20 protein-coding genes and 3 pseudogenes are annotated in these 25153 nt (G+C 47.9%); 2 read left to right on the forward strand and 21 right to left on the reverse strand.

The features are described from left to right. Positions 1-107 precede the first annotated feature (107 nt). The 4 genes from nifK to nifB all read right to left on the reverse strand — a co-directional run bounded on the left by nifK (position 108) and on the right by nifB (position 5520). The gene (gene nifK / locus VK70_RS16315) at positions 108-1661 is read right to left on the reverse strand and encodes a nitrogenase molybdenum-iron protein subunit beta (protein ID WP_025698320.1); all 1554 of its coding nucleotides are present in this window, start codon (positions 1659-1661) and stop codon (positions 108-110) included. Beyond that, positions 1658-3115: a nitrogenase molybdenum-iron protein alpha chain gene (nifD, locus tag VK70_RS16320; RefSeq protein WP_025698322.1), complete on the reverse strand. Its 1458-nt coding sequence runs from the start codon at positions 3113-3115 to the stop codon at positions 1658-1660. Before nifD ends, nifK begins: the two co-directional genes overlap by 4 nt. A 143-nt stretch (positions 3116-3258) precedes the next feature. Next, positions 3259-4137 carry a nitrogenase iron protein gene (gene nifH / locus VK70_RS16325; protein ID WP_046723514.1) on the reverse strand — a complete coding sequence of 293 codons (879 nt, stop codon included), beginning with the start codon at positions 4135-4137 and terminating at the stop codon, positions 3259-3261. A gap of 6 nt (positions 4138-4143) precedes the next feature. Then, entirely contained in the window at positions 4144-5520 is a 1377-nt protein-coding gene (gene nifB / locus VK70_RS16330; protein WP_046723516.1) for a nitrogenase cofactor biosynthesis protein NifB, read from the reverse strand. 775 nt (positions 5521-6295) lie between these two features. Between nifB and VK70_RS16335 the strand changes: the two genes are divergently transcribed. After that, positions 6296-7126 (forward strand): TerC family protein, encoded by an 831-nt coding sequence (locus VK70_RS16335; RefSeq protein ID WP_025695635.1) that lies wholly within the window; start codon positions 6296-6298, stop codon positions 7124-7126. 190 nt (positions 7127-7316) lie between these two features. On the opposite strand, the gene rlmN is transcribed toward VK70_RS16335, so the two are convergent. The 17 genes and pseudogenes from rlmN to VK70_RS16405 form a co-directional block, all read right to left on the reverse strand. Continuing rightward, complete coding sequence (gene rlmN / locus VK70_RS16340) at positions 7317-8384, reverse strand: dual-specificity RNA methyltransferase RlmN (protein WP_025695634.1); 1068 nt, start codon at positions 8382-8384, stop codon at positions 7317-7319. A 183-nt stretch (positions 8385-8567) separates the two neighbouring features. Continuing rightward, positions 8568-10943: an S-layer homology domain-containing protein gene (locus VK70_RS16345; RefSeq protein ID WP_025695633.1), complete on the reverse strand. Its 2376-nt coding sequence runs from the start codon at positions 10941-10943 to the stop codon at positions 8568-8570. A 166-nt stretch (positions 10944-11109) separates the two neighbouring features. Beyond that, the gene (locus VK70_RS16350) at positions 11110-11865 is read right to left on the reverse strand and encodes an ABC transporter permease (protein ID WP_025695632.1); all 756 of its coding nucleotides are present in this window, start codon (positions 11863-11865) and stop codon (positions 11110-11112) included. Next, positions 11859-12632, reverse strand: a complete 774-nt coding sequence (locus VK70_RS16355; protein ID WP_025695631.1) for an ABC transporter ATP-binding protein — start codon at positions 12630-12632, stop codon at positions 11859-11861. Before VK70_RS16355 ends, VK70_RS16350 begins: the two co-directional genes overlap by 7 nt. Continuing rightward, positions 12616-13599: an ABC transporter substrate-binding protein gene (locus tag VK70_RS16360; RefSeq protein ID WP_179945319.1), complete on the reverse strand. Its 984-nt coding sequence runs from the start codon at positions 13597-13599 to the stop codon at positions 12616-12618. The genes VK70_RS16355 and VK70_RS16360 overlap by 17 nt, the downstream gene beginning before the upstream one ends. Positions 13600-13841: 242 nt before the next feature. Then, a pseudogene (locus tag VK70_RS27945) lies at positions 13842-13956 on the reverse strand (LuxR C-terminal-related transcriptional regulator); the annotation flags it as partial. 41 nt (positions 13957-13997) lie between these two features. After that, the gene (locus tag VK70_RS16365; RefSeq protein WP_025695629.1) at positions 13998-14378 is read right to left on the reverse strand and encodes a retropepsin-like aspartic protease; all 381 of its coding nucleotides are present in this window, start codon (positions 14376-14378) and stop codon (positions 13998-14000) included. Further along, positions 14375-14623: a hypothetical protein gene (locus tag VK70_RS16370; protein WP_025695628.1), complete on the reverse strand. Its 249-nt coding sequence runs from the start codon at positions 14621-14623 to the stop codon at positions 14375-14377. Before VK70_RS16370 ends, VK70_RS16365 begins: the two co-directional genes overlap by 4 nt. Before the next feature lie 214 nt (positions 14624-14837). Next, positions 14838-15196, reverse strand: a pseudogene (rhuM, locus tag VK70_RS27320) (RhuM family protein). A gap of 268 nt (positions 15197-15464) precedes the next feature. Next, positions 15465-15576: pseudogene (locus VK70_RS27950) on the reverse strand (LuxR C-terminal-related transcriptional regulator); the annotation flags it as partial. A gap of 17 nt (positions 15577-15593) precedes the next feature. Further along, positions 15594-16607 carry a zinc-dependent alcohol dehydrogenase family protein gene (locus VK70_RS16375; RefSeq protein ID WP_046723518.1) on the reverse strand — a complete coding sequence of 338 codons (1014 nt, stop codon included), beginning with the start codon at positions 16605-16607 and terminating at the stop codon, positions 15594-15596. 28 nt (positions 16608-16635) lie between these two features. Further along, positions 16636-17151 (reverse strand): PTS sugar transporter subunit IIA, encoded by a 516-nt coding sequence (locus VK70_RS16380; RefSeq protein ID WP_025696714.1) that lies wholly within the window; start codon positions 17149-17151, stop codon positions 16636-16638. A 161-nt stretch (positions 17152-17312) separates the two neighbouring features. Next, positions 17313-18080, reverse strand: a complete 768-nt coding sequence (locus VK70_RS16385) for a MurR/RpiR family transcriptional regulator (RefSeq protein ID WP_025696712.1) — start codon at positions 18078-18080, stop codon at positions 17313-17315. 140 nt (positions 18081-18220) lie between these two features. Continuing rightward, a complete protein-coding gene (locus VK70_RS16390; protein ID WP_025696710.1) occupies positions 18221-19549 on the reverse strand; it encodes a 6-phospho-alpha-glucosidase in 1329 nt (442 codons plus the stop codon). 75 nt (positions 19550-19624) lie between these two features. Further along, entirely contained in the window at positions 19625-21208 is a 1584-nt protein-coding gene (locus VK70_RS16395; protein ID WP_025696700.1) for a PTS transporter subunit EIIC, read from the reverse strand. A gap of 246 nt (positions 21209-21454) precedes the next feature. After that, entirely contained in the window at positions 21455-21679 is a 225-nt protein-coding gene (locus tag VK70_RS16400) for a helix-turn-helix domain-containing protein (protein ID WP_019908812.1), read from the reverse strand. 180 nt (positions 21680-21859) lie between these two features. Beyond that, positions 21860-23515 (reverse strand): PucR family transcriptional regulator, encoded by a 1656-nt coding sequence (locus VK70_RS16405; RefSeq protein ID WP_025696698.1) that lies wholly within the window; start codon positions 23513-23515, stop codon positions 21860-21862. A gap of 289 nt (positions 23516-23804) precedes the next feature. On the opposite strand from VK70_RS16405, the gene VK70_RS16410 reads away from it, so the two are divergent. Next, the gene (locus VK70_RS16410; protein ID WP_025696697.1) at positions 23805-25127 is read left to right on the forward strand and encodes a cation:dicarboxylate symporter family transporter; all 1323 of its coding nucleotides are present in this window, start codon (positions 23805-23807) and stop codon (positions 25125-25127) included. The last annotated feature ends 26 nt before the right edge of the window (positions 25128-25153 follow it).

Genomic DNA, 25153 nt, shown 5'->3' on the forward strand with positions numbered 1-25153 from the left:
CGCTATTCCAAATCTGTGATGATACAAATTATAACATATTCTCTCTGAAAATAGGCCGAGGGAGCAGATTTATCCAAGATAAATCTGCTCCCCTTTTTACCTATTGATTAGCGAACCAAATCGCCGAAACCGGACTCGTTGTTGTCCAACTGATCGAGGACAATATTGACAATCAAGGTCAGCAGATTCAATGCTCCTTGGTAGCCGATAATCGGATTGCGATGCATATGATGACGGTCAAAGATCGGGAAGCCTACGCGGACCAGCGGTACTCCTGCATCCTTGGCAGCAAATTTAACGTGTGAGCTGCCGATAGCCAGATCAACCGGATCGTTAAGCAGCAGCGAACGCAGGTGCCACAGGTCTTTGCCTACATAAACAGTTGCTTCGGAACCATAAGGGCTGGTTGCCAGCAGCGCTTCAACTTCTTCTTTCCACTTCTTGCCATCGAATTCCACATCACCGTTCGAGCACAGAATGTGTACCGGCTCCATGCCGACTTCGAGACAAAATCCGATGAGGCCAAGCAGCAGGTCAGGATCGCCAGCAAGGGCAACGCGTTTGCCATGCAGATAAGGATGGCTGTCTGCGTAAGCGTCAACTACGCGTCCGCGTTCTTCCTTCAGCGATGCCGGAACCGGAAGACCTGTCAGTTCGCTGATAGCTTCAAGCAGCTTATCTGTCGCTTTTACGCCGAGCGGAGTCGACAGAGCGGAAACCTGCTGCTTCCAAGTGCCTTTGATATATTCTTGAGTTTTCTTAAGCGTGTATTTTTGCAGTACGAGCGAGCCCAGTGCGTTAGCCGCTTTTGGAACATCGGCAAGCTTCGTTCCGCCATAGTAGTATTCATATTCTCCGTTAGCCGGGGAATCATAGTTACCGCTGTGATCGCCGAGGATCGTGTACTTCGTATCAAAAGCGTTCAGGATTTTGCGAATTTCCGCAAAGTTGCCTGTGTAAGGCTCGAATCCAAGCAGCACGTTCAGCTTCTCGCCTTCTTCGCCGGCACCCGGAGCGGCGGTTTGGCCGGAACGGTCGAACAGTTGGCTCAGAATGCTCTTGATCATGGAATCATACCCAGTGATATGCGAACCGATGAAGCTTGGCGTATTTGCAAAGGTTACAGGGAAATCTTCGGCGATTGCGCCTTTTTGACGGGCATTGCCGATAAAGGCCGACAGGTCATCACCGATAACTTCCGCCATACAAGTGGTACATACGGCTACCATCTCCGGTTTGTACAGAGCAACTGCATTTTCAAGACCGTCGATCATGTTGCTCATGCCGCCGAATACGGCTGCATCCTCAGTCATCGATGAAGAAACGGCTGGCGTAGGTTCCTTGAAGTGACGGCTCAGATGGCTGCGGAAGTAAGAGTTACAGCCTTGCGATCCGTGTACGAACGGCAGCGTTTTTTCGAATCCGAGTGCTGCCATAACCGATCCAAGCGGCTGGCAAGCTTTGTGAGGATTGATAACAACCGCTTTACGTTCGAAGTTCTTTTCCATGTACTCTGCGGATTGGGAGTAAGCGAGCGCTTCTGCTTTTTCCTGATCACTGCAAGGCGCTTCAAATTGTTTCTTGTTCTCACGTTGTTGTACATAGCGTTCTTCCGTAAACAAGGTGTTATAGTCCGGAATATTCATTCTTTCCTTGCTCATACGCTCGCCCCCTCTGGCTGTACTTTTTCTTTCTTATCAATCAAACTCCATACCGGGTTGTTCACGGTCATATCCATGTCTTTGGCAAAAATCTTGAAGCCGTCGAAGCCATGGTACGGACCGCTGTAATCCCAGGAGTGCATTTGACGGAACGGAATACCCATTTTGTGGTATACGTATTTTTCCTTAACACCCGATCCCATAAGGTCGATGTTCAATTTTTGAGCGAGTTCTTCCAGTTCGTATGCTGTCGGATCGTCCATGATAATCGATCCTTCCTTCATATCAGGGAAGGTTTTTTCATAGTCGTCTTTATGAGCAAACTCGTAGCCAGTAGCAACGATTTCCATGCCAAGATCTTCGTATGCGCCAATCGTATGACGGGAACGCAGGCCGCCGATCAGGAGCATAACCTTTTTGCCTTCCAAACGCGGTCTGTATTTGCCGATGATGGCATCCATTTGCGGCTTGTATTTGGCGATAACCTTCTCGCAGTTTTCTTGGATCGTTGCGTCGAACTTGGCAGCAATCGCGCGCAGGCTCTCGTAAGTTTTGGTCGGTCCGAAGAAGTTGTACTCCATCCACGGAATACCGTAAGCTTTCTCCATATGTTCAACCATGTAGTTCATGGAACGGTGGCAGTGAATCAGGTTCATCTTCGCTTTGTGGGCGATTTCCAGCTCGTTCAGAGTACCGTCGCCAGACCATTGAGCGATTACGCGCAGACCCATTTCTTCCAGCAGGATACGGGAAGCCCATGCGTCGCCGCCGATGTTATAGTCACCGATGATGTTTACATCGTAAGGACCAGTTTCGGCAAGATCCGCTTTACCCATTACAAAGTCGCGGATGGCATCGTTCGCGATATGGTGACCAAGCGACTGGCTGACGCCGCGGAAACCTTCGCAACGGACAGGAACGACTGGCATTTCTAGTTCTTTAGCCATTTTTTTGGATACTGCTTCAATATCATCGCCGATCAGACCAATCGGACATTCGGATTGAACAGAGATTCCTTTAGCCAGCGGGAACATTTCCTTGATCTCGCGGCAGATGATTTCCAACTTCTTGTCACCGCCAAAGACGATGTCCGTCTCTTGGAAATCACTTGTGATTTGCATAGCTGTGAAGTTATCGATACCAAGCGTACCGTTCGCATAGTTGCGGCGAGTACCCCAGCTGTATTGTCCGCAGCCAACCGGGCCGTGAGAAATGTGTACCATATCCTTGATCGGTCCCCATACCACGCCTTTGGAACCGGCGTAGGAGCAACCGCGCGGTGTCATTACGCCCGGACGGGATTTAATGTTCGATTTCAGGGAGCAACTGCAGGATTGTTTAGTTTCCTCAGTGTTAATCTGAAAATGTTTCTTACGGTCTTTTTTTGCTTTATCGGGATAGGCTTCCAGTATATCCTCAACTAACTTTTTGTTCGCCTCAATATCCAGTCCCATTCGTTGAACCTCCTTTTCAAATGTGCAGGATAGTACCTCCTGCGGGGCATACTTCGTTTAATTCCATCCGGTGAATGACCGTCTCTCCACTCCATTCACCGGACAACTTCTATTGTTACGCGAAGTCTGTTCGCTTTTTTTTATTAGTGACCAGCAGCTTCCAGCTTCTTGAGAGCTGTTTCTTCGTCTTCCACCACACCGAAATCGATCAGCAGTTGTTCCAGTTCGTCCATTTCGATCGGAGTCGGGATGTTCAGCATTTCGTTGTGCAGGATTTTGTCAGCCAGTTGCTTGTATTCGTTGGCTTGGTTGTGCTCAGGGTTGTACTGAGTAACCGTCATTCTTCTCAGCTCGGCATGTTGTACGACGTTGTCGCGAGGTACGAAGTGGATCATTTGCGTGTTCAGACGACGCGCAAGTTCCATGATCAGTTCATCTTCACGGTCGGTGTTACGGGAGTTACAGATCAGGCCGCCCAAGCGAACGCTGCCGCTTTGCGCATATTTCAGAATACCGCGTGCGATGTTGTTGGCTGCGTACATTGCCATCATTTCACCGGAACAGACGATGTAGATCTCTTGTGCTTTGTTCTCGCGGATTGGCATTGCGAAACCGCCGCATACAACGTCACCCAGTACGTCGTAGGAGATGAAGTCCATACCGTCATAAGCGCCTTGCTCTTCCAGGAAGTTGATGGAAGTGATGATACCGCGGCCTGCGCAGCCTACGCCCGGTTCCGGACCGCCGGACTCGACGCAGAGGATGTCGCCAAAGCCGGTTGCTAGTACGTCTTCGAGTTCGAGGTCTTCGACCGAACCCAATTCAGCGGCCATGTGAAGCACCGTTTGTTGAGCTTTCGTGTTCAGGATCAGACGAGTGGAGTCGGCTTTAGGGTCACAACCTACGATCATGATTTTTTGGCCGAAAGTAGTTGCCAGCTGAGCCAAAGTGTTCTGGGAAGTTGTGGATTTACCGATACCGCCTTTACCGTAGAATGCGATTTGTCTTGGTTTCTTACTCATGATTAATCATCCCTTCGATATATTAATATTTTCAAAATAGGAACCGTATTTCACACTTTCAAGTATCGCTTCCTGTATTCCGCCTTTGCGGACCAGGGGCAGTACGCCTGCTTTGTTCAGCACCGCGCGGGGCGCGTCGCCGATACCGGAGCTGAGAAGAATCCGACAATCGCTGAGGATCGAGGTGATCTCTTGAAGCGTTTCGTCTTTGTCTCCATTGCAATCGGCTGTGCCGTGGCAGTACGCCTGTATCTTCCGGATACCGATGAATTTCACTTCGGTACCGTCGGTATCGAAAATCATGAATTCCGTCGCATGGCCAAAGTGCTGGTTGACCTTGTCCCCGCCTCTGGAGGCAACCGCGACTCTTGTCTTCTTGTTCTCGTCAAGAATGGTTCGGCGGTTCTCCTTCGCGATCAGGCGCTGACGGATTTTGATGTCAAGCTCCTGCTGGAACTGTTCTCTTGCATCGAGGTCGATAACCGGATCGGCTTCCATCGTTTCCAGTTGGAAATCCTGGTTACGGTCCTGGCCGAGCAGCCCAACCGCGTCGGCGCGGCATTGGCGGCAGTGACGCATCAGCTTCGTTCCGCCCTCGCTCAGCTGCTCTTGCAGCTGGTTCAGTTCTCTCGGACGAGGAGCCTTGCGTCCGTCCTTCTCATACTGGCTGCCCGGAGCGATAATCAGCGGCGTTACATTGTGAAGCGTCGCGCCTAGCTCCTTGACTTTCTTTGATACTTCAACCAGATGCTTGTCGTTGACCCCCGGAATCATAATCGAGTTGACTTTGACGAGAATGCCTCGCTTCGCCAGTTCCTCCACGCCTTGAAGCTGACGGCTGATCAGCAGAGCGGCGGCTTCTCTTCCTTCGTAACGTACTCCTTCATCAAATACCCAAGGATAAATCTCTTTACCGACATCCGGGTCGATGGCGTTGATCGTAATCGTTACATGTCCGATTCCGAGCTCCACGATCCGATCGATGTGCCGGTATAACGTAAGTCCGTTGGTGCTGAGACAGGTCATCACATCGGGCACATGCTTCTTGACTCTCGCAAAGGTATCGAAAGTCTTATCGGCATTTGCAAGCGGATCGCCGGGTCCGGCGATGCCGACCACCGACAGCTGCATGAGCTGTGCTGCCACACCTTTTACTTTCCGCTCCGCTTGTTCCGGAGTGAGCACCTCACTGACAACCCCAGGTCTGCTTTCGTTCACGCAGTCGAATTTACGGTTGCAGTAGTTGCATTGGATGTTGCAGGCGGGAGCGACCGGGATATGCATCCGGGCAAAAAACCGATGGGCTTCCTCGCTGTAGCAAGGGTGGCGACTGATATCGTCCTCTGCTGCACTTGATGAACACGACGTCGGCTGCGGCTTCATTTTTCCCACCTCCTTAAAGTAATGAGGAGTTGTACTCCCTTGCGCATACTTCGCATCATTCTCCGTATCGGAAGCATGCGCCTAAGTGTTGCGGAGCGTCAGCTGTTCAATGTTTCACAACCGGGTTCCTTGGGGTAAGATTCAAGTAGGTCGCTTGTTAGTTAACCTACATCCGACATGTCAGTTTTCCTGACCTCAACCTTGCTTGGAAAGCTTTGTTGTACACTCATCATATTTTCAATCCCGTATATCGTCAATTAGCGTAAACAAGAAAATTTAAGGTATTTCCACGTGTTTGCAGTTTCGTCAAATGATATGTTAGATTATATAACATTCACGTTCCATGTTTACGTTTTCATATCCCGTTTTCATTGAAAATCAATGTCATTTTACTCCCCTTTTACAGTGGCTTAACTGAATGAATTCTCTACATGTATCCCCTAGTTCCGACAAAAGGAATGTCGATTCTAGTGAAATAAACTCTAAATTATAGAGAGGATGATTGAAATCCCCCACTGTTGACAATGTTTCTCAACTAATATATGATCTTTCTAGGCATAAACTAAGTAAACCGAATATCCCGTAAAGGGGAGTAGCTGATAAATAAAGTCGTCAGTACGAGAACACAATGATTTCTCCGGCTTTATTGGCAATATCTTATTGTTAGCGAGACCTTTACCATTCAGATTGATTCTTTTTTTTGAATTCAATCTGTTTGGTAAAGGTCTTTTTTATATACTTTTGGGTCATCATAAACGCGAGGGAGGTAACAACAATGGATTTTGGATTACTATTGGAGTATGGCTGGGTACTGCTTGTTCTAGTGGGGCTGGAAGGGCTGCTCGCTGCGGACAATGCACTGGTGCTGGCAATCATGGTGAAACACCTTCCTGAGGAGACGAGGAAAAGGGCGCTCTTTTACGGGCTGTTCGGGGCGTTCATCTTCAGGTTCGGCTCGCTGTTCGTCATTTCGTTCCTGGTGGACATCTGGCAGGTGCAGGCGATCGGGGCGATTTATCTGCTCTTTATAGCAGCCAACCACATCATTCGTAAAATCATTGCTTCGAAGAAGCCGGTAACGGATGAAGCCGCGGAAAGCGGCGCAAAGGAAAACGCTGACAAAAAGAAAGGCGGTTTCTGGCTGACTGTCTTCAAGGTGGAACTGGCGGACATCGCCTTTGCCGTCGACTCTATTCTTGCTGCGGTCGCTCTGGCCGTTGCGCTTCCGCCAAGCGGTCTTCCCGCAATCGGCGGCCTCGACGGTGGCGTGTTCCTCGTTATTTTTGCCGGGGGATTTATCGGACTTGTTATCATGCGCTTTGCAGCCTCTTTCTTCGTCAAGCTCCTTCATTCCCGTCCGGGACTTGAGGTCGCGGCCTTCGTTATCGTCGGCTGGGTTGGCGTCAAGCTGGCTGTCATTACACTTGCGCATCCTTCGCTCGGTATATTATCCGAGGATTTCGCGCACAGCACATTGTGGAAGGCGACATTCTATATCGTCCTTGTCCTCATCGCCGTCATCGGCTGGTTCATGAGCAAGCATACTACCGAAGAGAACAAAGGTGTAAATCCGGTTCGCGAACTGGATAAGCAGCTTGGTAAATAAGGAGACTTCCTAAATTAGTCGACAAAAACAGCCCGTTTTCGCCGTAATAAGCGTAAACGGGCTTGTTTGTTAAATAACCCTATAATTTAGAAAAACCCCTATATGGAAGGAAGTCATCTATAAACCAGAAGATGTAAGGTGCGTGTGATATATGCGTGAGTTGTTTCAACTCGCGGACCCTATGAAAACCTTATCCCAGCGCCGACGCTTTAATCTGCTTGCTGCGCAGCTGTCCGCAGGCCGCATCAATATCCGTTCCCTGCTCCAGACGGGTGCTGACGCTCACACCCTGTTTTTTCAGCGTATCGAAGAAAGCCCGTACCGTCTCCCGGTCGCTGCGCTGATACTGGCTGTGCTCATCCACCGGATTATACGGAATCAGGTTCACGTTGACGAGCGGGCCATAACCGACAATCAGCTTGGCCAGCTCAAGAGCATGTTCCTGTTGGTCGTTCACATCCCGCAGCAAAATATACTCCAGCGTCGTTCTCCGCTTCGTCTTCTCCACATAGTAATCAAGCGCATGCATCAGCTTCTCGATCGGAATGGCGCGGTTGATCTTCATGATTCGGCTGCGAAGCTCATTATTCGGCGCATGCAGGGAAATAGCCAGATTTACCTGAAGGTTGCGGTCCGCAAATTCAATAATTTTGTCCGCAAGGCCGCTGGTCGAGACGGTGATGTGCCGTCCGGCGATGTTCAGCCCCTTCTGATTCTTGATTATCAGCAGAAAATCTACCATATTCTCGAAGTTGTCAAACGGCTCTCCGATGCCCATGACGACAATGTGGCTTACCGCTTCTCCCTTCCCCATCTGGTCCAGATACAACTGCACCTGCATGATCTGCCCCACAATCTCCCCGGAACTCAAATCCCGGCTCTTGGACAGAAGCCCACTTGCACAGAAGCTGCACCCGATATTGCAGCCGACCTGGGTCGTTACGCAAACGGCCAGCCCGTATTTTTGCCGCATCAATACCGTTTCGATCAAATTTCCGTCCGGCAGCCGGAACAGAAATTTAACCGTGCCGTCTATCGACTCCTGCTTTACATGCTCGGTCAAGGTCCGGATGGAAAAATGCTCGTCTAGCTGCCGCAAGGCGTCCGGATGCACATCTTCCATTTGCGAAAAATCCGTTACCCGCTTTATATACAGCCAATCCCACACCTGCAGAGCCCGGAATTTACGGTGTCCGCGCTCTAGCAGCCATGCCGCCAGCTGATCAAAGGTCAATCCATAGATGGAAGTTTTGCTCATGATTTATCCTCTTTTCAAGGCTTCTGCAAAGCCTGTCATTCAATATGCAGCTGCTTAAGCCGTAATCGTATCTTATTGTCCCAAATTTTTTTAATTAAAACAAGAGGATTCTTATAGAAAAAAGCCGTCCGGCGAAGGCGAATTCCCCCCGCTGAACGGCTTAAAGCTTTACACTTACTGCACTTAGTAAATAGGCTGCCCGATAGCTTGATCCGTCTTGCCCTGGAGTTCCACCAGCTTCAGCATTACCGTGGCCGCCTCGGCCTTGGTTACGGTGTCTGCCGGATTAAATTTGCCGTTCTCTCCCTGGAGAAGGCCAAGCTTCACAGCGACCGCAACTTCGCCCTTGCGGGTGATCGAGGCCGCGTCCCCAAATTGGGCTAAGGCCGGATCAGCCTGCAAGAAGGCTGAGATCTTGTTGTATTTGACAATGGAAGCCAAGAGGACCGCAAATCCCTCGCGTGTCAGCTTGGCGTCCGGTTGGAACGTGCTGCCTGCATCAATCCACTGGTTCTGCACAGCGTAGGAGACCGCATTATAATACGGGCTTTCCGGACTAACGCCGGCGACCGGCTTAGGTTCGGTTCCGTTATTGTAGCCGGTAAAATAAGGCGTAATCGCCTTGGTAATCCAGGTCAGCCATTCTCCGGCGAAAATCTCGGAATCGGGATTCACTTTTCCATTCTGATCCGGTACCAAAATATTGTATTTCACCAATGTCGACAGCGCCTGCTCGGCCGCGTGTCCTTGAATGTCGGAAGCGGAGGCTGCTTTCTGCAATTTGCCGGGCACCTCATACTGAGCGGTCGGTCTGCCGGTAACCGCGTCAATGACTTCCGGGATGTTGGCGGGATCTTCAAGTACTGGCGAATATACAAGCTTGATCTTCGGCTTTGTGTAACTGGCAATGGTATTGCCTCCGAAGCTTCCATATTGCAGCTTCACCTTATAGCGGTTAAAGGTCTGAGCCCGCGCCTCTGCCTTCGTAGTCTTCACTGCGGACAGATCGACTCCCGCTTTTCCAAGATCCGATGTCCGAGGAACGATATAGGTCTTCAATGCGCCGGTATGGTCGAGCACAAGCGTCAGACCGCCATCGCTAATCGGAACCCCTTTATAGAAGCGAAGGAATTGGAAGGTGAAGCCCGCGCCTTCGCCGGCGGTATTTTCCCGCTCGACCAGCTTCAGATTGCTGGCGGCATCGGGATACAGGAGGTTAATCAAGGCGAGCGCCTTATTTTTGGCCTGCTGCAGTGTCGCGTTAGCTTCATTGCCCTTCGGCTTGTTCGCTTCCTGGGCGTCAGGCGGGACTGGATATTGATTTTCATTGATACTCAGAATTTCCCCAGTAACGGCGTCAATTTCGGCGTAAGTTTGAGAGGGGAAACCGGTTTTGAGAGACTCCCTGTCCATCCAGGCCAGCCTCCAAACCTTCCGTCCGGTATTCGCGTAATCGCTGCCCAGCGAACTGGATATCAGCTTTCTCGCCGCGGGAATGGAGACGATCTGCTTCACCCGCTTGGCCGCTTCATCGCTTGTCATTTCCGTTGCGGCGGTTCTGGGAGCAAAGCGGCTTGCAGCCTGCGGAATATCGCTGTATACGGATGCTGTAACCGTACTTTCCGCGCCAAAAGTGTCCAGTCTTTTTCCCGTTAGGGCATCGATGGCATACAGCGCCCGCTCGGTCGGCCGCCAGCCTAAGATCCAACTGTTGCTGCTACCATTCTTGTAGACAGGCACGTAAACAAGCTCCACGTCAAACTGGTCGCTAAATGTCTGCTCCGCCTTGGCCTGCGTAATCGACGCAGCAGCCGCTGGGTAGTTCCAATGCTCCGGTGATTTGTTGAACTGTCTTACACTGCCGTCCGCGTCGACAACCACGGTGACATTTTCAAGCGGGGAAGTGATGCCGTTCTTTGCAACGCTAAAAGTAAATCCGTATTGTACGGGACCGAAAAGTGCGGGATTACTCAAATAATCATTGCCATCCTGCAGTTCCAAATCGTTAATCGAAAGGGAGGGAGCCGCTTTAGAGATAAAAGCTTTGGCTTTCTCCAGCGCCTGTTCCCTAGTGAGCTCAGGGGGATAATATTTCTGGTTCTGCTGCCGATCCGAAAAATAGAGATATGTACTAATCAGATCTCCATTAACGGCATCCACCTGGCTGCTAATGCCATATCCATTATTGCCCTTCTGGTAATTCCATTGAATGTTCCATATCATTTGATTGGATGGTGCGGGATACGTATTGGTAATGCCCAGTTCCACACTCGTTACTTCCGCATCAGCTAGAATGGGAAACAACTCTCTTAGCTTGGAGATCGCCTGCGCTTTCGTAAACTTGGCCTGGGTAGGGTCTGCTTCAGTTGTCTTCGCAGATTCCGCGGCATTCTGGGATTTGTCGGCAGCCACCTTGTAAGAAACGGGGACGGCTGCGGTGGTACCGGAAGAAGTAGCTGCGGCGGCCAATCCTGCCGGCATCGCGAGAGTAAATGCCACCATTCCGGTTAATGCGGATTTTACCGTGAAGCCCGGCGTGCGGATATGCTTTTTCCTCAAAATCTCATCCTCCTTTTTTCAATTCTTAGTAATTATAAAGATATATTCATTTATTTTCCATATAAAAGTTCTCTTACTCACAGAAAAAAACCTTCTATCACCTGTCATAAGGCAAAAGAATGCTTATTGAAGATGGTAATTCGCAAAGTACGGCCGTGGATCGCGATTAGGACCTGCGCCATTTCATAAAGATACTATCCAGCACATCAACCAGCAGAAAAAGAATAAAGCCAACAAGACTGAACAGCAATATTCCCGCATACATTCCGGGGTAGTCCAAACGCTGCCATGAATCCATAATGAAAAAGCCCATTCCATGCTCCGTTCCGTAAATCTCAGTAAAAAACAGCACAGAAATGGCGGTACCAAGTGAAATACGGACCGTGCTGAGAATGACCGACAGCGCTCCAGGCAGCGTTACATGCCAAAATTTATGCAGCGCGGCTGCTCCGATGCTGGACAGTACCTCGTAGGCGCTGCCAGGGATCGCCTTTACACCGTCGCGTACGGAGATAATGATCTGAAAGATGAGGATCAGCATGATCATCAGTATTTTGGAGATTTCCCCCAGTCCGAAAAACAGCATGACGACGGGCAGCAGGGCGATTTTGGGCACGGGATACGTTAGGTAGACTACAGGGTCGAGCAGTCTGTTCCAAAACATCGAACGCCCCATGAGAAGGCCGATTAGCAGGCCGAGCAGAAGCGCCAGCAGCATTCCGGCAAATACGCGGTACAGGCTGTATCCGATATTCAGCCAGGTTTCCGTGAACCCAAACTGGAACAAGGATGCGTAAACCGCAAAGGGACTCGGCAGAATCGGCATGTTAATGAGCAGAGCTGCGGCATACCAGACCGCATTGATCCCCAAGAATACAAGCAATAGCCGTAAAATATAATGATAGCGCGTTGTTTTTACCATTTCTCCTGCATTACCTTTCTGATCAGCTTGGTCTGCTCGAAGAACTCCGTGCTGCTTCGTTTATCTTCATGCTTTAATGAAAAAACGGGATTTTCGATAAGATCCAGTTCCCGGCCGCCAGGCGACATAACGGCAATTTTCTCCCCCAGCAGGATCGCTTCCTCCACATCATGAGTCACAAATAAAGCCGTGACCGGATGCGTTCGCCAGTTCTCAAGAAACAGACGCTGCAGCGTCTCGCGGGTCATCGCATCGAGCGCAGAGAACGGCTCGTCCAGCAGCATAATTTCGGGTAGCAGCGAGAACGCCCTGGCAACTGCGACCCGCTGCTGCTGTCCTCCGCTGAGTGAGAGAGGATACCGTCCGGCCAGATCGGCGATGCCCATGGCTTCCAGCCAGCGGCGGATTCGGTCCTCCCGCTCCTCCTTCTGCTCTCTTCCGGGAAGGGTGACCGCGAGAGCCGTGCGGAGATTGGCCGTCACAGTCTTCCAGGGCAGCAGGCCGTAGGTTTGCGGCACAAGTCCGATAAGGGTATCCCGGCCATGCGCGGGCTGTCCATTATATGTAATGTCCCCCGTATACCGGGGAAGCAGACCGGCAATGGCCTTGAGGAGCGTCGACTTACCGCAGCCCGACGGACCGATCAGTGTGTAGATGCCATGCTCCGGTATGTGCAGCGAGGTCGGCCCAAAGGCCGGCGTTCCTTCTTTATAGCTTATGGTCAGCCCGTTTATGCGAAGTCCGTCTTTATTACTTGAACTGGACATTTGAGATCACGTCCTCCGGAGACAGCTCCTTGGTCAAGAGCCCCTTCTCCTTCGCCCAGGCAAAAGCCGCCGCGACCTGCTCCTTGTCCACTTGGGACGCCGGAAGGTAATCGGGTACCTGGATTTGGCTCTTCAGCGTCTCGGGGTAACCCACCGCTTTAATTATCGTGTCAACGTATTCGCTCTGGTCATGGGATTTCATATAAGCTACCGCGTCGTCATAGGCTGCGTACATCGCCTGAATGGCCTTAGGCTTGGCGTCGATCGCGCTCTGCGGGATGGCAAGCACGAACGGATGGATTCCTGCCGAGTGTGTGGAGCCAAGTACCCGCAGGCCGGAGGCTTTGCCCATTGTCACGAATGGCTCAGGCAGAACAGCCGCGTCCGCCTTTTTATTTTTCAAGAGTTCCAGTCTAGTCGGGATTTGCGGCACCTCGGTTACATTAATGTCCTGTTCGCTCAGACCCGCCTGCTTCAGTATGGTGGCGACGGTGTACTCGGTGGAGGTGTTTTTGGACAAAATGACCGTCTTGCCCTTCAGGTCCTTGACCTCCTTGATGCCGTCATTACCAGTCAGCAGATCGAACTCGCCGAAGGTGGCGCTGGCAATCTTCACATCCAATCCGGCGTTATTGTAAATGGCAACCGCAACCAGGTCCGCGCTAAACCCCTCCAGCTTTCCCGCCTGGAATGCCGCGTCGCGGTCTTTGGCGCTTTTGAAGGTCTGAATGTCGAGATTTACCCCGCGTTTGCGGTCGAAACCCTGCTCATGGGCGATAATAAAAGGGATGGCGTCTATCGAAGGCAGCATGCCCAAAGAAAGCGAAGGGGTCTCTCCCGCCGCTCCCGTATTCTCCGCACCCGGCGTGTTTTTTCCATTGGAAGAACCGCAGCCTGCGGCCAACGCAGCGAGCAGTGTTATTAACAGCAGCAGCAATATTTTGTTCATCGTTCCGTTCTTCTTCATAAATCTGGTAATCCTCCGTATCGTTTATATAGGCGCTTCCGCGTACCGGCATTGAGTAGAATTTAACAAATAATGGATGCCTACTACTTATGTACCGCAGTTGGAAGACGCAAATAATGCAATTTTACAACTGCTGCCTCATTTTGTATACTCTTTGGCTTTAAAAGGCTACTCCCCCGCAACAAAAAACCTCCCCCGGTCATTCGGCCAAAGAAGGCTTAACGCATAGTCGCAGGCCCCGTCTATATTTTCAGCTCCCTAAGCTTGATCAGCCCAGGCAACCGCTTGCGAACGGCCTTTTACATTCAATTTTTGCATAACGTTGGAGATGTGATTTGAAGTACGCCCGGAAATGAACCTGTAAAATCACTTTCAAGTTCATTGCACGGCTAACTGGCTCATATTACTGACCTGTATAGCTTAAGCTTGTCCAAATCCACAATAAAACCGTATGCTTGCAAAATATCCAGTCCAAGCAGACCTTTATGAGCTTTGGGCAACATGCCTACATCAATTTCAATTTGTTCTGACTTAAAGGTGTCAAGCCGAATGTAATCCAATCTTTTGGTGTAAAAAGGAACAGTTCCACCTATACCGTATGCCTCGTAAACCGTATCGCCATTCTCATAAGTAACGCCAATGCCTTCAAGCACATCTGGACTGAAAATCGTATGTGACGAGCCTGTATCAATAACAATATCAGTAAGCTCCAAAACGTTGCCGCGATAGCAAACCGTAACCGTAGCAGTCAATAATTGTCCGTCATAATGGAGCTTCATGAGCCGCGCCTCACTCTCAGCAGCGGGTCTTTGCGCAAATGAATAATGCATTCCTCATTAGCTGTGTGATACACAAGATTGCCTGGCTCTGCACTGAAGAAGGCTTTGTTCGCTTCTTCGGCAGGAACCGACCGGATTGGTGCCGCATCCGTTACAATTTTTTTATCCTCTTGCTCGGTATAGTCTAATATAGAAAGCAAAACAAACTGATTGGGGAATAACTCACGTACTTGCTGCCACTCCACTTCGAATCACTCCCTGGATGTTATTCATATATCTTATTTTATCATAACCTGATTCCACTTTGTGTGCTGGATTACCGATAATAATGATATGTCTGAAATTCATTGAAATTATAATACCAACGCGCTTGAAAGGAAATTGTTCTAATTACAAGAAATTGGGATGGACCGATCCCGATAATAGCTGGGACGTAAAAGCCAGTTTCTCCGCCACCTCTTACGAAATTTTGCCTGCATTGGTTAGAGTCTCGCGTTCATTGAATTTCAGGAATGAGTTCAACTTCTCTATCCAATCCTTCATGTACATGGGGGACTGACGCTCCGCCTGACCTTATCTCCTTTCCAACTGGTCAATCCCATATTGCCCTTGTCTGCACTTGCTCGCTTCGCAATCAGCTCTGCGGCGGTATGCCTATGGATGGCAAAATGAAGCTTGTTTTGTACTGTAGCAAAAAACTCTTTGGACAAGTTCGCATTGGGGTCATAATCAACAGAAGTAGTGCTTCGTTTTATACTTCTTGCCATCTTCAGCAGTTGTAAAGTAAAACTTGACAACTGAATCCTCTTCAAGCTCATTCTCAGCGAAAATATTGCGAACGTGTAGGCTGATGTTGTGCTTAGTTGTCTGATACAACTCCGCAATAGCCTTCTGGGGCATCCAGACCGTGCCGTTCTCCAGCTTCACGTCAATTTTGGTATTTCCATCTTCAGTTTGATAGATTAGGGCATGAAACCACTTTACAGTTATGAAAGCACTTCTTTCTACCGCCCCCCTTCTATAACAAAAAACCTCCCCCGGCCCTTTCGGCCAAAAGAAGGCTTAACGCATAGTCGCAGGCCCCGTCTATATTTTCAGCTCCCCAAGCTTGATCAGCCAGGGCAACCGCTTGCGAACGGCCTGTTACATTCAATTTCTGCATAACGTTGGAGATGTGGTTGCGAAAACCCTTGGATGACTGTGGAATCGCGCATATTATTTAGAATGAGTGACTACACCTTTCGCTACATTCATCTGGGGGTATTTCCCCATCACTTCCGGAATGTCTTCTAGTAAGAAATAATGGCTGATTAATGGCTCAATCCGTATTATGTTTTGCCGAATGAATGAAATCGCTTCCTCATGTGTGAAAGGATTAATAAAAGATCCCTTTATGCTTAGTTCTTTTGAAAAAATGGAAAAAGGAGAAACATTAATCAGAGTGTCTGGCGAGGGTACACCGAACAGAAGGATTTGACCTCCCTTTCGAGCTGCTTGGATTGCAAGCTCCATTGATTCTTTGCGTCCCACGCATTCGATCACGACATCTGCAATATTCATCAGATATTGTACTGTTTCTGGACTCGTTGGCTGCACGACCTCGTTCGCCCCTAGTTCAAGAAGCCGCTCATGTTTCTCCACCGCAGGTTCGCTGACAATAATTTTTGCCGCTCCTTGTTTTTTTACAAGCTGGAGGAATAATTGGCCGATGAAACCGCCACCGATAATGAGTACCGTATGAACCGGGCGAACATCGATTTTTTTCAATCCATGCAAGACGCAACCGACAGGTTCTACCATCGCACCTTCTGCATAGCTCATCTCGTTCGGGATACGGTAAGCGTTTACCGCAGGAACAATGCAATATTCCGCCATGCCACCGTCTCGCGTCACGCCGATTGCTTGAAGGTGATCGCACAGGTGAGGCCGGCCGCTCCGGCAATATTCACATTCGCCGCAATAAATATTCGGATCTATCGATACTCTGTCACCTAGCTTTAAGTTCGAAACCCTAGACCCCAACTCTATCACTTCGCCTGCCAGTTCATGGCCGAGCACGATCGGCGGGTCGACCGCCGCAGATCCGGGGTGGCCATGATAAATATGCTGATCCGTACCACAAATGCCGCAACTTTCGACCCGAATTCGCACCTCATGCGGTTCGAGATCCTTCGTTTTCCAATCTAACACTTCCATTTGATGCTTTCCTTTGAATACCGCTGCTCTCATGATTTCCATCTCCCAGTTATTAAACTCTTCATTGCATGTCCTCATGTTGTAAAGTAACAACGTCTTTTTCCTTTGCTGCTACTTTACCGGTCTTGTAACTGAAGCGCTTTCCGTTCAGTTCGATAAAAATAACCGAAACAGCAACAGATGGCACTTTGTCCTTGATTTCTTCAAGGTTAACCTTTAGGATCAAGTCCCCCGCTTTAACTACGCTTCCTTCTTTTACATAAACTTCAAAGCCTTCTCCTTTTAGCTTAACTGTATCCACACCAAAATGGATTAAAAATTCAATCCCGGAGTTGCTTTTAATGGAAAAAGCATGCTTGCTGGGAACCACTGTCGTAACGACTCCATCCACCGGTGAGAAGACTTCTCCATTCTCAGGCTGAATAGCAAATCCGTCCCCCATCAACCGCTGGGAAAATGCTTCGTCCGGCACGTGGCTCAAATCAATAATTTCCCCGGATACAGGAATAATAAAGCCATCTTCCTGCTGCTGTTCCGGTTTATCTTGAAATATAAGCACTTTAATTTTATTAAACATGAGAAACACCTCCAAATGATTTATAGTCAAGCTTCTTTATTTCATACACCGATATTATATTAAAGCGTTTACTTGTGTAAACATTTTCACAACGCAAAAAAACGTGTACTTTAGAAAAGTAACACGTTTCCAAAATAAGAAAGTATGTTGTTCTCGTTATGTCAATTTTTATCAGAGTCTTTCTTTATTTTCTCCAAATATTCACCAATCAAAAACTCAAATAACATCAGTACATTCGGATAGAAGGAAGAGGCTGACTTATTACGGTCATCCATCGCATTCATATCCACTATTTTTAAATTTATATCCGATAGTTTGGATAAAGAATTTTCCGAGTCTCCTGTAAATGAAATAATTTTAATTCCATTTTTCTTTGCCGAATGCGACATTTTCAGCAAAGAATCCGTTTCACCGGATTTGGAAACATTGATAAACAATTTTGCCTGAATAGGGTTTACATCATAGCTTTCAATGGGTTCGGAATAGATACATTTAAATCCAAGAACGATTAATTTTCTGGTTATATATTCCGTAATAGGTGCAGAGAATCCACCTCCCCAAGTGTAAATAATTTCATTTTTGTTTTCCAGCAACAAGTTTACAAATTCCTCTATTTTATGATGATCTATTAATGATAATAATTGTTCCAGGTCAACACCGTAGAATTGATTATTTTTTTCGCCGGAAAATTGAGACTTTTTATCCTTCAATGTAAAATTAAGATGATAATACATATCCAGAAAGCCGGAATGACCCATTTTTTTCGCTAAATTCATTATTGTCGTTGTAGATGTATAAAATTCCTTTGCGATGCCTCTTACCTCTATTTCTTTCACATTCTCTATATTGTCGATGATATATACTAATATTTTTTCTTCCGTTTGATTCAACTGATATTTATCTACCAGCTTGCTGATATCTAAACCCATATCGTTGTCACCTACAATAGATTGTAAAATGGAAATTACTTTATAAAAAAGATTATATCAAAAAGAGCCGGCCAAAAGCAGCTTGATCGCTACTTTTGACCAGACTCCATTCAATTAAAGAAATTTACGTGGGTTTACAATTATTTCAATTCAGGCCAGAAGTCTTTGTTGGCCTCGACCAGATCATCCAATATCTGTTTCGCGACGAATGCGCTGGGTACTGTTTTGGAAAGGGTAATGGCCTGCCACAGCTTTTGATAGGATTTTTCGATCCAGGCTTCGACCACTAATTTTTCTGCTGAAACTTGCTGCTCCATAAGCCCTTTTTGGAATTGAGGAATCTTACCCATAGCCAGCGGTTCCGGTCCGTTGCTGCCAAGAAGACAAGGAATCTCAACCATTGCCGTAGGGTCAAAATTGGCAATTGCCCCGTTATTCTCAACAATCATCAGCATTCTTTCTTTCGTATTAAAGGCAATGGCTCTTGCAAGGTCAACAATATAGGTAGCATGTTCATCAATATGCAATCCGCAGCCTTCTGTAGATTGCTGTTCGATAATTTTTCTGGCTTCGCCAAATACAAACTTTTCTCTTCCATCCATGACTTCATTTGCTCGTGTATATTCTTTGTTAGAATGCTGAACAATATCATCCTGGAATAAATAGTACTTTAGATAGGTGTTAGGAAATGTGTCCGGGTCCACAGCATACACATCTTTGGCTTTAGCGAAGGTATCGTTCCAGCTTGCTTCCGTGTGCTGGCTGTCTCCAACCGAAACAACATAGCCATGTTTTGCGACATGCTCTTTGATTTTCGGCATTAAATCATTTCCGTCTTTATCGCGAACATCCGTCCACCAGCCAAAATGATTCAGTCCATAATAACGGACGGTCATCTCTTTTCTGGACTCTAATCCTGAAATCTCAGCCATCCGCGCTTCAATACCGATCGGCATATCGCAAATGTTCAAAATCCTGGAATCCGGTCTCAATCTGCGGGTCGCTTCGGCAACGATTGACGCCGGGTTCGAGTAATTAAGCATCCATGCATTTGGCGAGTATTTTTCCATGTAATCAAGGATTTCAATGACTCCGCCAATGGATCTCATTCCATAAGCAATTCCACCGGGGCCGCAGGTTTCTTGACCCAGCACACCGTATTTTAAAGGAATTTTTTCATCCAATTCGCGCATTGCGTACTTGCCGACCCGGATATGAGCCATAACAAAATCAATACCTGTGAAGGCTTCTTCCGGTTCCACGGTCGCGACAAATTCAATGTCCGGCGCTTGTTCTTTTAAAATAACCTCGCATGCTCCGGCTATGACATCTTGTCTTTCCTTATCGTTATCATAAAACTTTAGTGTTCCAATAGGAAATTTGTCCAGATTATCCAACAGCATTAAGACGATACCCGGTGTAAATGTGCTTCCTCCGCCCGCGATTGTTACAGTAAACTTTTTACTCATGATTCGTCCCTCTCTCCACTTTTTTGTATATTAAATTTAATGAATAAATTTAATACCTCTTTGATTGGCAAACGCTTAACCTGCAAGATATTTATCAACGGCATTTCTGACCCCATTGACTTTAGGCCCATAGACGACTTGAATATTTTCGCCGTTTTTAATAACGCCTGAAGCTCCTGTACCTTTTAAACCCAGTTCATCTACGATCCCTGCATCTGTTACCTTGATCCTCAATCGAGAGAAGCAGTTGTCAACGGTTTCAATATTTCCCCTGCCTCCGAGGGCTTCCACAATAGTGGCAGCTAAATCGGTATCTTGGCCTGCGGCTATAGCTGTCTCACCGGATGTTTGGCTCATTTTTTCTTTGTAATCTTTTTTGGTGAACAGTTTCACCTCAACCTCATCATCTTCCCGGCCAGGGGTCTTGAGGTTAAATTTTTTAATTATAAAGGTGAATACAGCGTAATATGTCGCCAACTGAACAAGTCCTATGCCAACAAAGATAGGCCATCTTGTTCTGCCGATTCCTGCAGGCAAATTAAAAGTCAGGAATTCTATGATTCCGCCCATTCCATTAGTTCGAACCCCCGAGAGTACGGTAATAACCTCAAATATGCCGTCCAACGCCGAGTGAACTACCCATAGAAACGGCGCCACAAACAAGAATGTAAATTCGATAGGTTCTGTTATGCCGACCAAAAATGAAGTGGCTACCGCCGGTATTAAAAGGGCTTTTAACGTCTTCTTTTTTTCCGGTTTCGCTGTTTTATAAAAGGCCAGAGCCGCCCCTACCAAACCGAAAACTTTAACCATACCGTATTGCAGGAACTTTGCGGATGGGTCAAACAGCTTGACAGACGGATCTGTTATTTGCCCAAAGAATATATTATAAGCGCCAAAATACGTATTTCCGTTTAAAGTCAATTCGCCACCCATGTTAGAATAGAGGAACGGTGTATAGATGAGATGATGCAATCCTGTAGGTATGAGAAATCTGTTTAAAAATCCGTATAAAAACACGCCTATCGAACCTGAAAAGTTAATGAAATTTGCTGTTGCCCTAATACCGTTGGCAGCAAATGGCCAAACATAACTGAACACAACAGCCAGTACGATTAAAATCGGAACTAAAACGATATATACCAGCTTGGTGTTGCCATACAATGAAATTGCTCCCGGCAACTCTTTATTGCAAAACTTGTTATGGACAAGCGCTACGACGACCCCGAGGATCATTCCAAGGAAAACACCCATATCAATGATTTGAAAGCCTAATACGATGGTTTGCCCGGTTCCCTGCAATTCAGAGGGATTTGTATATTTGATTAATTTTCCCGTTAACTTAAGCCACTCGTTGTTAGCACCCAGAAATGTCAAGTATGACAATAGAGCTATTAGTGCCGCTTCCGCTTTCTTTTCTTTCGCTATTCCCATCGCGATGCCTACGCAGAAGACAATTCCCAAGTTGGTTAAAATAGGCCAAACCCCGCTGGCCATGAACTTGCCGACATTGATTAAGGAACTGCCTTCTCCAACAATCATTGGATTGCCCAAGATGGATGTAAATGCCAATAATAGACCGACGATCGGCAAAAACAAAACCGGAACAACAATCGCTTTTGCAAAAATCTGCATACCGTTTACAACTTTATCCTTCACCAAAAGCCCCCCTCATCATTTTCAATTCCGCATTTTTGTAAGCGGTTTATTGTTTACGTTTACACTCTAGCAAATTTTTTTTTCCCGTTTAAATACAAAAACAGCATTAAAAAACAGGTTCCATCAACTGACAACCTGTTATTAATAGTTATATTTTGGTTTTATAAGCACTTCGTCAAGCAAACAAAAAACCTTCCCCGGCCCTTTCGGCCAAAAGAAGGCTTAACGCATAGTCGCAGGCCCCGTCTATATCTTCAGCTCCCCAAGCTTGATCAGCTCGACAACCGCTTGCGAACGGCCTTTTACATTCAATTTTTGCATAACATTGGAGATGTGGTTGCGAACCGTCTTCTCGCTGATGAATAATAACCCGGCGATATCGCGTGTCGTTTTGTCCTGAACAAGAAGTTCGAATACTTCACGTTCACGATGCGTTAACAAGAATTTGCTGTGATGCTCGTTCCCCTTCATTGGTGGTGTCACCCCTCCTTGCCCGGGATTGTTTGGTCTAACAAGGTAAAGGGATACAGTCAAATTTATAGTATGTATTGTGAAAGTTAATGGTGCCGCATGCAGGTCTAAAATGGGCAGAAGAACCTTCAATCCCCATGTATCGACGGGGTGAAGGTTCTTCTTCTTGCCTGAGCGGCATCAATCCGCATCAATAAGCTGCTCCATCAGATAGGCGACCTTGAAGCGCAGATTGTCGCTGGTGTTTCTGATTTTGCGGCCGGTGAGCTGCTCGCATTTCTCCAGCCGGTAAACGACGGTATTGCGATGCACGAACAATTGCTTGGCTGTCTCGGCAATCTGGCAGTTGTTGTCGTGATATGCGATTAGCGTCCGCATCAGTTCCCGCCGTTCTTTTTCATCCAGCCGGTTCAGTTCTTTAAAGGTATCATTATAATATTTCTTCAGTTCCTCAACCGGCAGCATCCGCAGCAGGTCGGTCAGCTTCTTCACATGATAGAACTGGACAAAGCGGCGCTTCTTGCTATTATGCCCAGTCTCCCAAGCTTCTACCGCCTCCTTGTAGGTAACGGGAATATCCATTAGCCGGTCAATCGGATTGCCGACCCCGAACGATACGGAAATGTTCTCCTTATGATAAAGACTGTCGCTGATTTCGGTCAATTGTTCCCGCAGCATCCGTTCCGCATGCACAGGAGCCGTCCTGCTCCCGGAAAGCGAAAGAATGAGCACGAACTGATCCTTGTTGTTGAACAGCACAAACGAATGGCCCCGCGACTGAAACGCATCCTTTAACACTTCGTAAAGCTCTTCCCGCCTGGACAATTGCTGCTCCTCGGAAGAAGGCTGGGAAAGCTCCCTTCTAGCCAGATCATCGTCCTGCTTAATGACAATGCATAGCGAGGGTAATTTCTCGGACAGTCCGTAACGCTTGCCACGGTGAATCAATTCCTGCTCGGATGTGATAAACCCGTTAACGATATCCATAAACAGATCATTCTTGTAGCGTCTGGACCGTTCTTTCACCGCCTGCTTCTTGAGCAGCTCGAAGCCGATGACGTTGGCGGCCTGTTCCATAATCATGACCGGAAGCTGTTGAAGCTCAACCGATTGCTGAAGCGTCAGCAGGAAGCCCTGGGGCTGGTACGTCATAATTGGATGCGCAACGATATAATTTAACGTGCCGGGGGCGGCATCCCCCAAGCAGCATACGGAGGAGCGGTCTTCATGCGGAAGCTGACTTGCCAACTCGCGGATATGCGGCAGCAAGTCCTGATAAGCCTGCTCCAGGAAATGCGAAGACGCCGAAATCAAATTCATCCTTTGATCCAGCAGGATAGCGGGGCTGTTCAGCAGCCCCGCTAAATCGCGTACAATTTCCGGAATTCCCTGTCCCTGTAGAATCAGGCTGGAAAATTGACGGTGGCTTTGCAGCGCATTACGCAGTGTATCGGTATGCTTGTCCAGAATTGCATCAATGGCCTGGTTGATAAGATCGCCAAGCGAAACGTTGAGCGGCAGCTCGATAAGCGGGAAACCGACCTCATTGGCGACGGCGATTGCCTCCTCGGGAATCGCGGCCCAGAAGCGCTTTTTAATACCGAGTCCGACACAGCCTGCCGCCGATAATTCGGGGATGAGCGCCACAAGCTCCTCGGGGCGGTCCTTTAACGCATAAGCCGTTGTGATTAATAGTTCGTCGGGTTTTACAAAATCAATAATATCCGGCGCATCCATCATATTGACGGAACGGACAGTCCGCCTCAGTCCCTGAAACCCGCATATGACCTTCGATTCTAGCAGAAACGGAATTTTGAGGAGCTCCGCTAATTTCATAGAAGTCCATCCCTTCGTTAGCTTATGGCAGATTAATTGACCTTATCATTCATAAAGAACGTTAATTCCTATCATGTCATGTCTCAATTATACAACATAAATAAAAATTGTGGTCATTTTTGTTTAAATTGTATAGTGTTTTACGAGAAATGATCGATTATAATGAGTCCACAGAACACAAAACGAGTCATAAAACATAACACAAATGGTAAGGTCTAAGGGTGAACTGTGCACGACAACACCGGGCAGGTTCGAATCTATGAAAAACACATTTGGGAGGATGACAAACATGAACAAGACAGCAGCTAAGGTACGCCAGCCTTTTTATAAAGGCCTGTTTTTTCAAATCATGATGTCGATTGTGCTGGGTATCTTGGTTGGATATATTTGGCCGACATTCGGAATCGCATTGAAACCGCTCGGGGACGGGTTCATTAAACTCATCAAAATGATTATTTCCCCGCTTGTCTTTGTTGTCGTAGTGCTTGGCATTGCGAAGGTTGGCAATATTAAGACGGTTGGACGGATCGGCGGTAAGGCGCTGCTGTACTTTGAGATTGTAACGACAATCGCCCTGATTATCGGCATGCTTGTTGCGAATGTGATGAATCCAGGATCAGGGATGCATGTGAATCCTGATTCGCTGTCCACTGACGCAGTGACTAAGGTGACCAAGAACTCCGAGCTCCCTCACGGAACTGAATTCTTTATGAACATTATTCCAGACAGCGTTGTATCGGCGTTCGCCACGAACACGATGCTGCAAGTGCTGCTCGTATCCTGTCTCTTCGGTTTCGCTCTCGTACGCGTAGGGGGTAAGACCTCAGAGGTCATTATTGACATGCTGGAGCACCTTAGCCATGTCATTTTTCAAATCATGGGCTTCATAATGAAGCTGACGACAATTGCGACCTTTGGCGCGATGGCGTTCACGGTAAGCCAGTATGGGATGCAGACGCTGATTGCTTTCGGCAAGCTCTTCCTCGCCATGACGGTAGCCTGTCTGCTCTTCCTGCTCGTTCTGGAAGTGATTATGCGGGTGTTTGTCGGAATCGGTCTATGGAAAGCTATTATGCTTGTACGTGAGGAAATTGTATTTTCATTTGCAACCGGCTCGACCGAAGCCGTTATGCCGCAAATTATGAGCAAGCTGGAAAAAGCCGGCTGCGACCGCTCGGTTGTCGGACTCGTTGTTCCAACGGGCTACTCCTTCAACCTCGATGGCGCCTCCATCTACTTGTCGCTTGCGCTCGTCTTCCTGGCGCAAGCAACCGGCGTAGAACTCAGTATATATGAGCAAATCACGCTTCTCGCCGTACTGCTGCTGACTTCCAAGGGAATGGCCGGTATTCCGGGCTCGGCGTTCGTCGCCTTATCGGCTACTGCTGCAAGCACAGGTTCTATCCCCATCGCAGCCGTTGCGCTTATGCTTGCACCTGACCGCATTATGGGCAACTTCCGTACGACGGTCAACATTATCGGCTACACCGTAGCTACATTCGTGGTCGCCCGTTGGGAAGGTCTGCTCAACAAGGAGCAAGCTGTGCTTGCCATGCAGAGCAAACCGCATGATTCTTCCGGCATGCCGGTAACCGTCCCGGGAAATGATTAATAATCTCTAATTCTATTGATACGCTA

Origin of the sequence: Paenibacillus durus ATCC 35681 (assembly GCF_000993825.1) — a bacterium.
Taxonomy (GTDB): Bacteria; Bacillota; Bacilli; order Paenibacillales; family Paenibacillaceae; genus Paenibacillus_AQ; species Paenibacillus_AQ durus_B.

What these genes read in the sequence shown, in the direction of transcription:
- VK70_RS16360 (WP_179945319.1), bottom strand. Translation starts at nt 13,599, where the DNA reads ATGAAGAAGAACGGAACGATGAACAAAATATTGCTGCTGCTGTTAATA.
- VK70_RS16385 (WP_025696712.1), bottom strand. Translation starts at nt 18,080, where the DNA reads ATGGGTTTAGATATCAGCAAGCTGGTAGATAAATATCAGTTGAATCAA.
- VK70_RS16390 (WP_025696710.1), bottom strand. Translation starts at nt 19,549, where the DNA reads ATGAGTAAAAAGTTTACTGTAACAATCGCGGGCGGAGGAAGCACATTT.
- VK70_RS16365 (WP_025695629.1), bottom strand. Translation starts at nt 14,378, where the DNA reads ATGAAGCTCCATTATGACGGACAATTATTGACTGCTACGGTTACGGTT.
- VK70_RS16350 (WP_025695632.1), bottom strand. Translation starts at nt 11,865, where the DNA reads ATGGTAAAAACAACGCGCTATCATTATATTTTACGGCTATTGCTTGTA.
- nifK (WP_025698320.1), bottom strand. Translation starts at nt 1,661, where the DNA reads ATGAGCAAGGAAAGAATGAATATTCCGGACTATAACACCTTGTTTACG.
- VK70_RS16355 (WP_025695631.1), bottom strand. Translation starts at nt 12,632, where the DNA reads ATGTCCAGTTCAAGTAATAAAGACGGACTTCGCATAAACGGGCTGACC.
- VK70_RS16410 (WP_025696697.1), top strand. Translation starts at nt 23,805, where the DNA reads ATGAACAAGACAGCAGCTAAGGTACGCCAGCCTTTTTATAAAGGCCTG.
- VK70_RS16335 (WP_025695635.1), top strand. Translation starts at nt 6,296, where the DNA reads ATGGATTTTGGATTACTATTGGAGTATGGCTGGGTACTGCTTGTTCTA.
- rlmN (WP_025695634.1), bottom strand. Translation starts at nt 8,384, where the DNA reads ATGAGCAAAACTTCCATCTATGGATTGACCTTTGATCAGCTGGCGGCA.
- VK70_RS16380 (WP_025696714.1), bottom strand. Translation starts at nt 17,151, where the DNA reads ATGTTTAATAAAATTAAAGTGCTTATATTTCAAGATAAACCGGAACAG.
- nifD (WP_025698322.1), bottom strand. Translation starts at nt 3,115, where the DNA reads ATGGGACTGGATATTGAGGCGAACAAAAAGTTAGTTGAGGATATACTG.
- VK70_RS16375 (WP_046723518.1), bottom strand. Translation starts at nt 16,607, where the DNA reads ATGAGAGCAGCGGTATTCAAAGGAAAGCATCAAATGGAAGTGTTAGAT.
- nifB (WP_046723516.1), bottom strand. Translation starts at nt 5,520, where the DNA reads ATGAAGCCGCAGCCGACGTCGTGTTCATCAAGTGCAGCAGAGGACGAT.
- VK70_RS16400 (WP_019908812.1), bottom strand. Translation starts at nt 21,679, where the DNA reads ATGAAGGGGAACGAGCATCACAGCAAATTCTTGTTAACGCATCGTGAA.
- VK70_RS16405 (WP_025696698.1), bottom strand. Translation starts at nt 23,515, where the DNA reads ATGAAATTAGCGGAGCTCCTCAAAATTCCGTTTCTGCTAGAATCGAAG.
- nifH (WP_046723514.1), bottom strand. Translation starts at nt 4,137, where the DNA reads ATGAGTAAGAAACCAAGACAAATCGCATTCTACGGTAAAGGCGGTATC.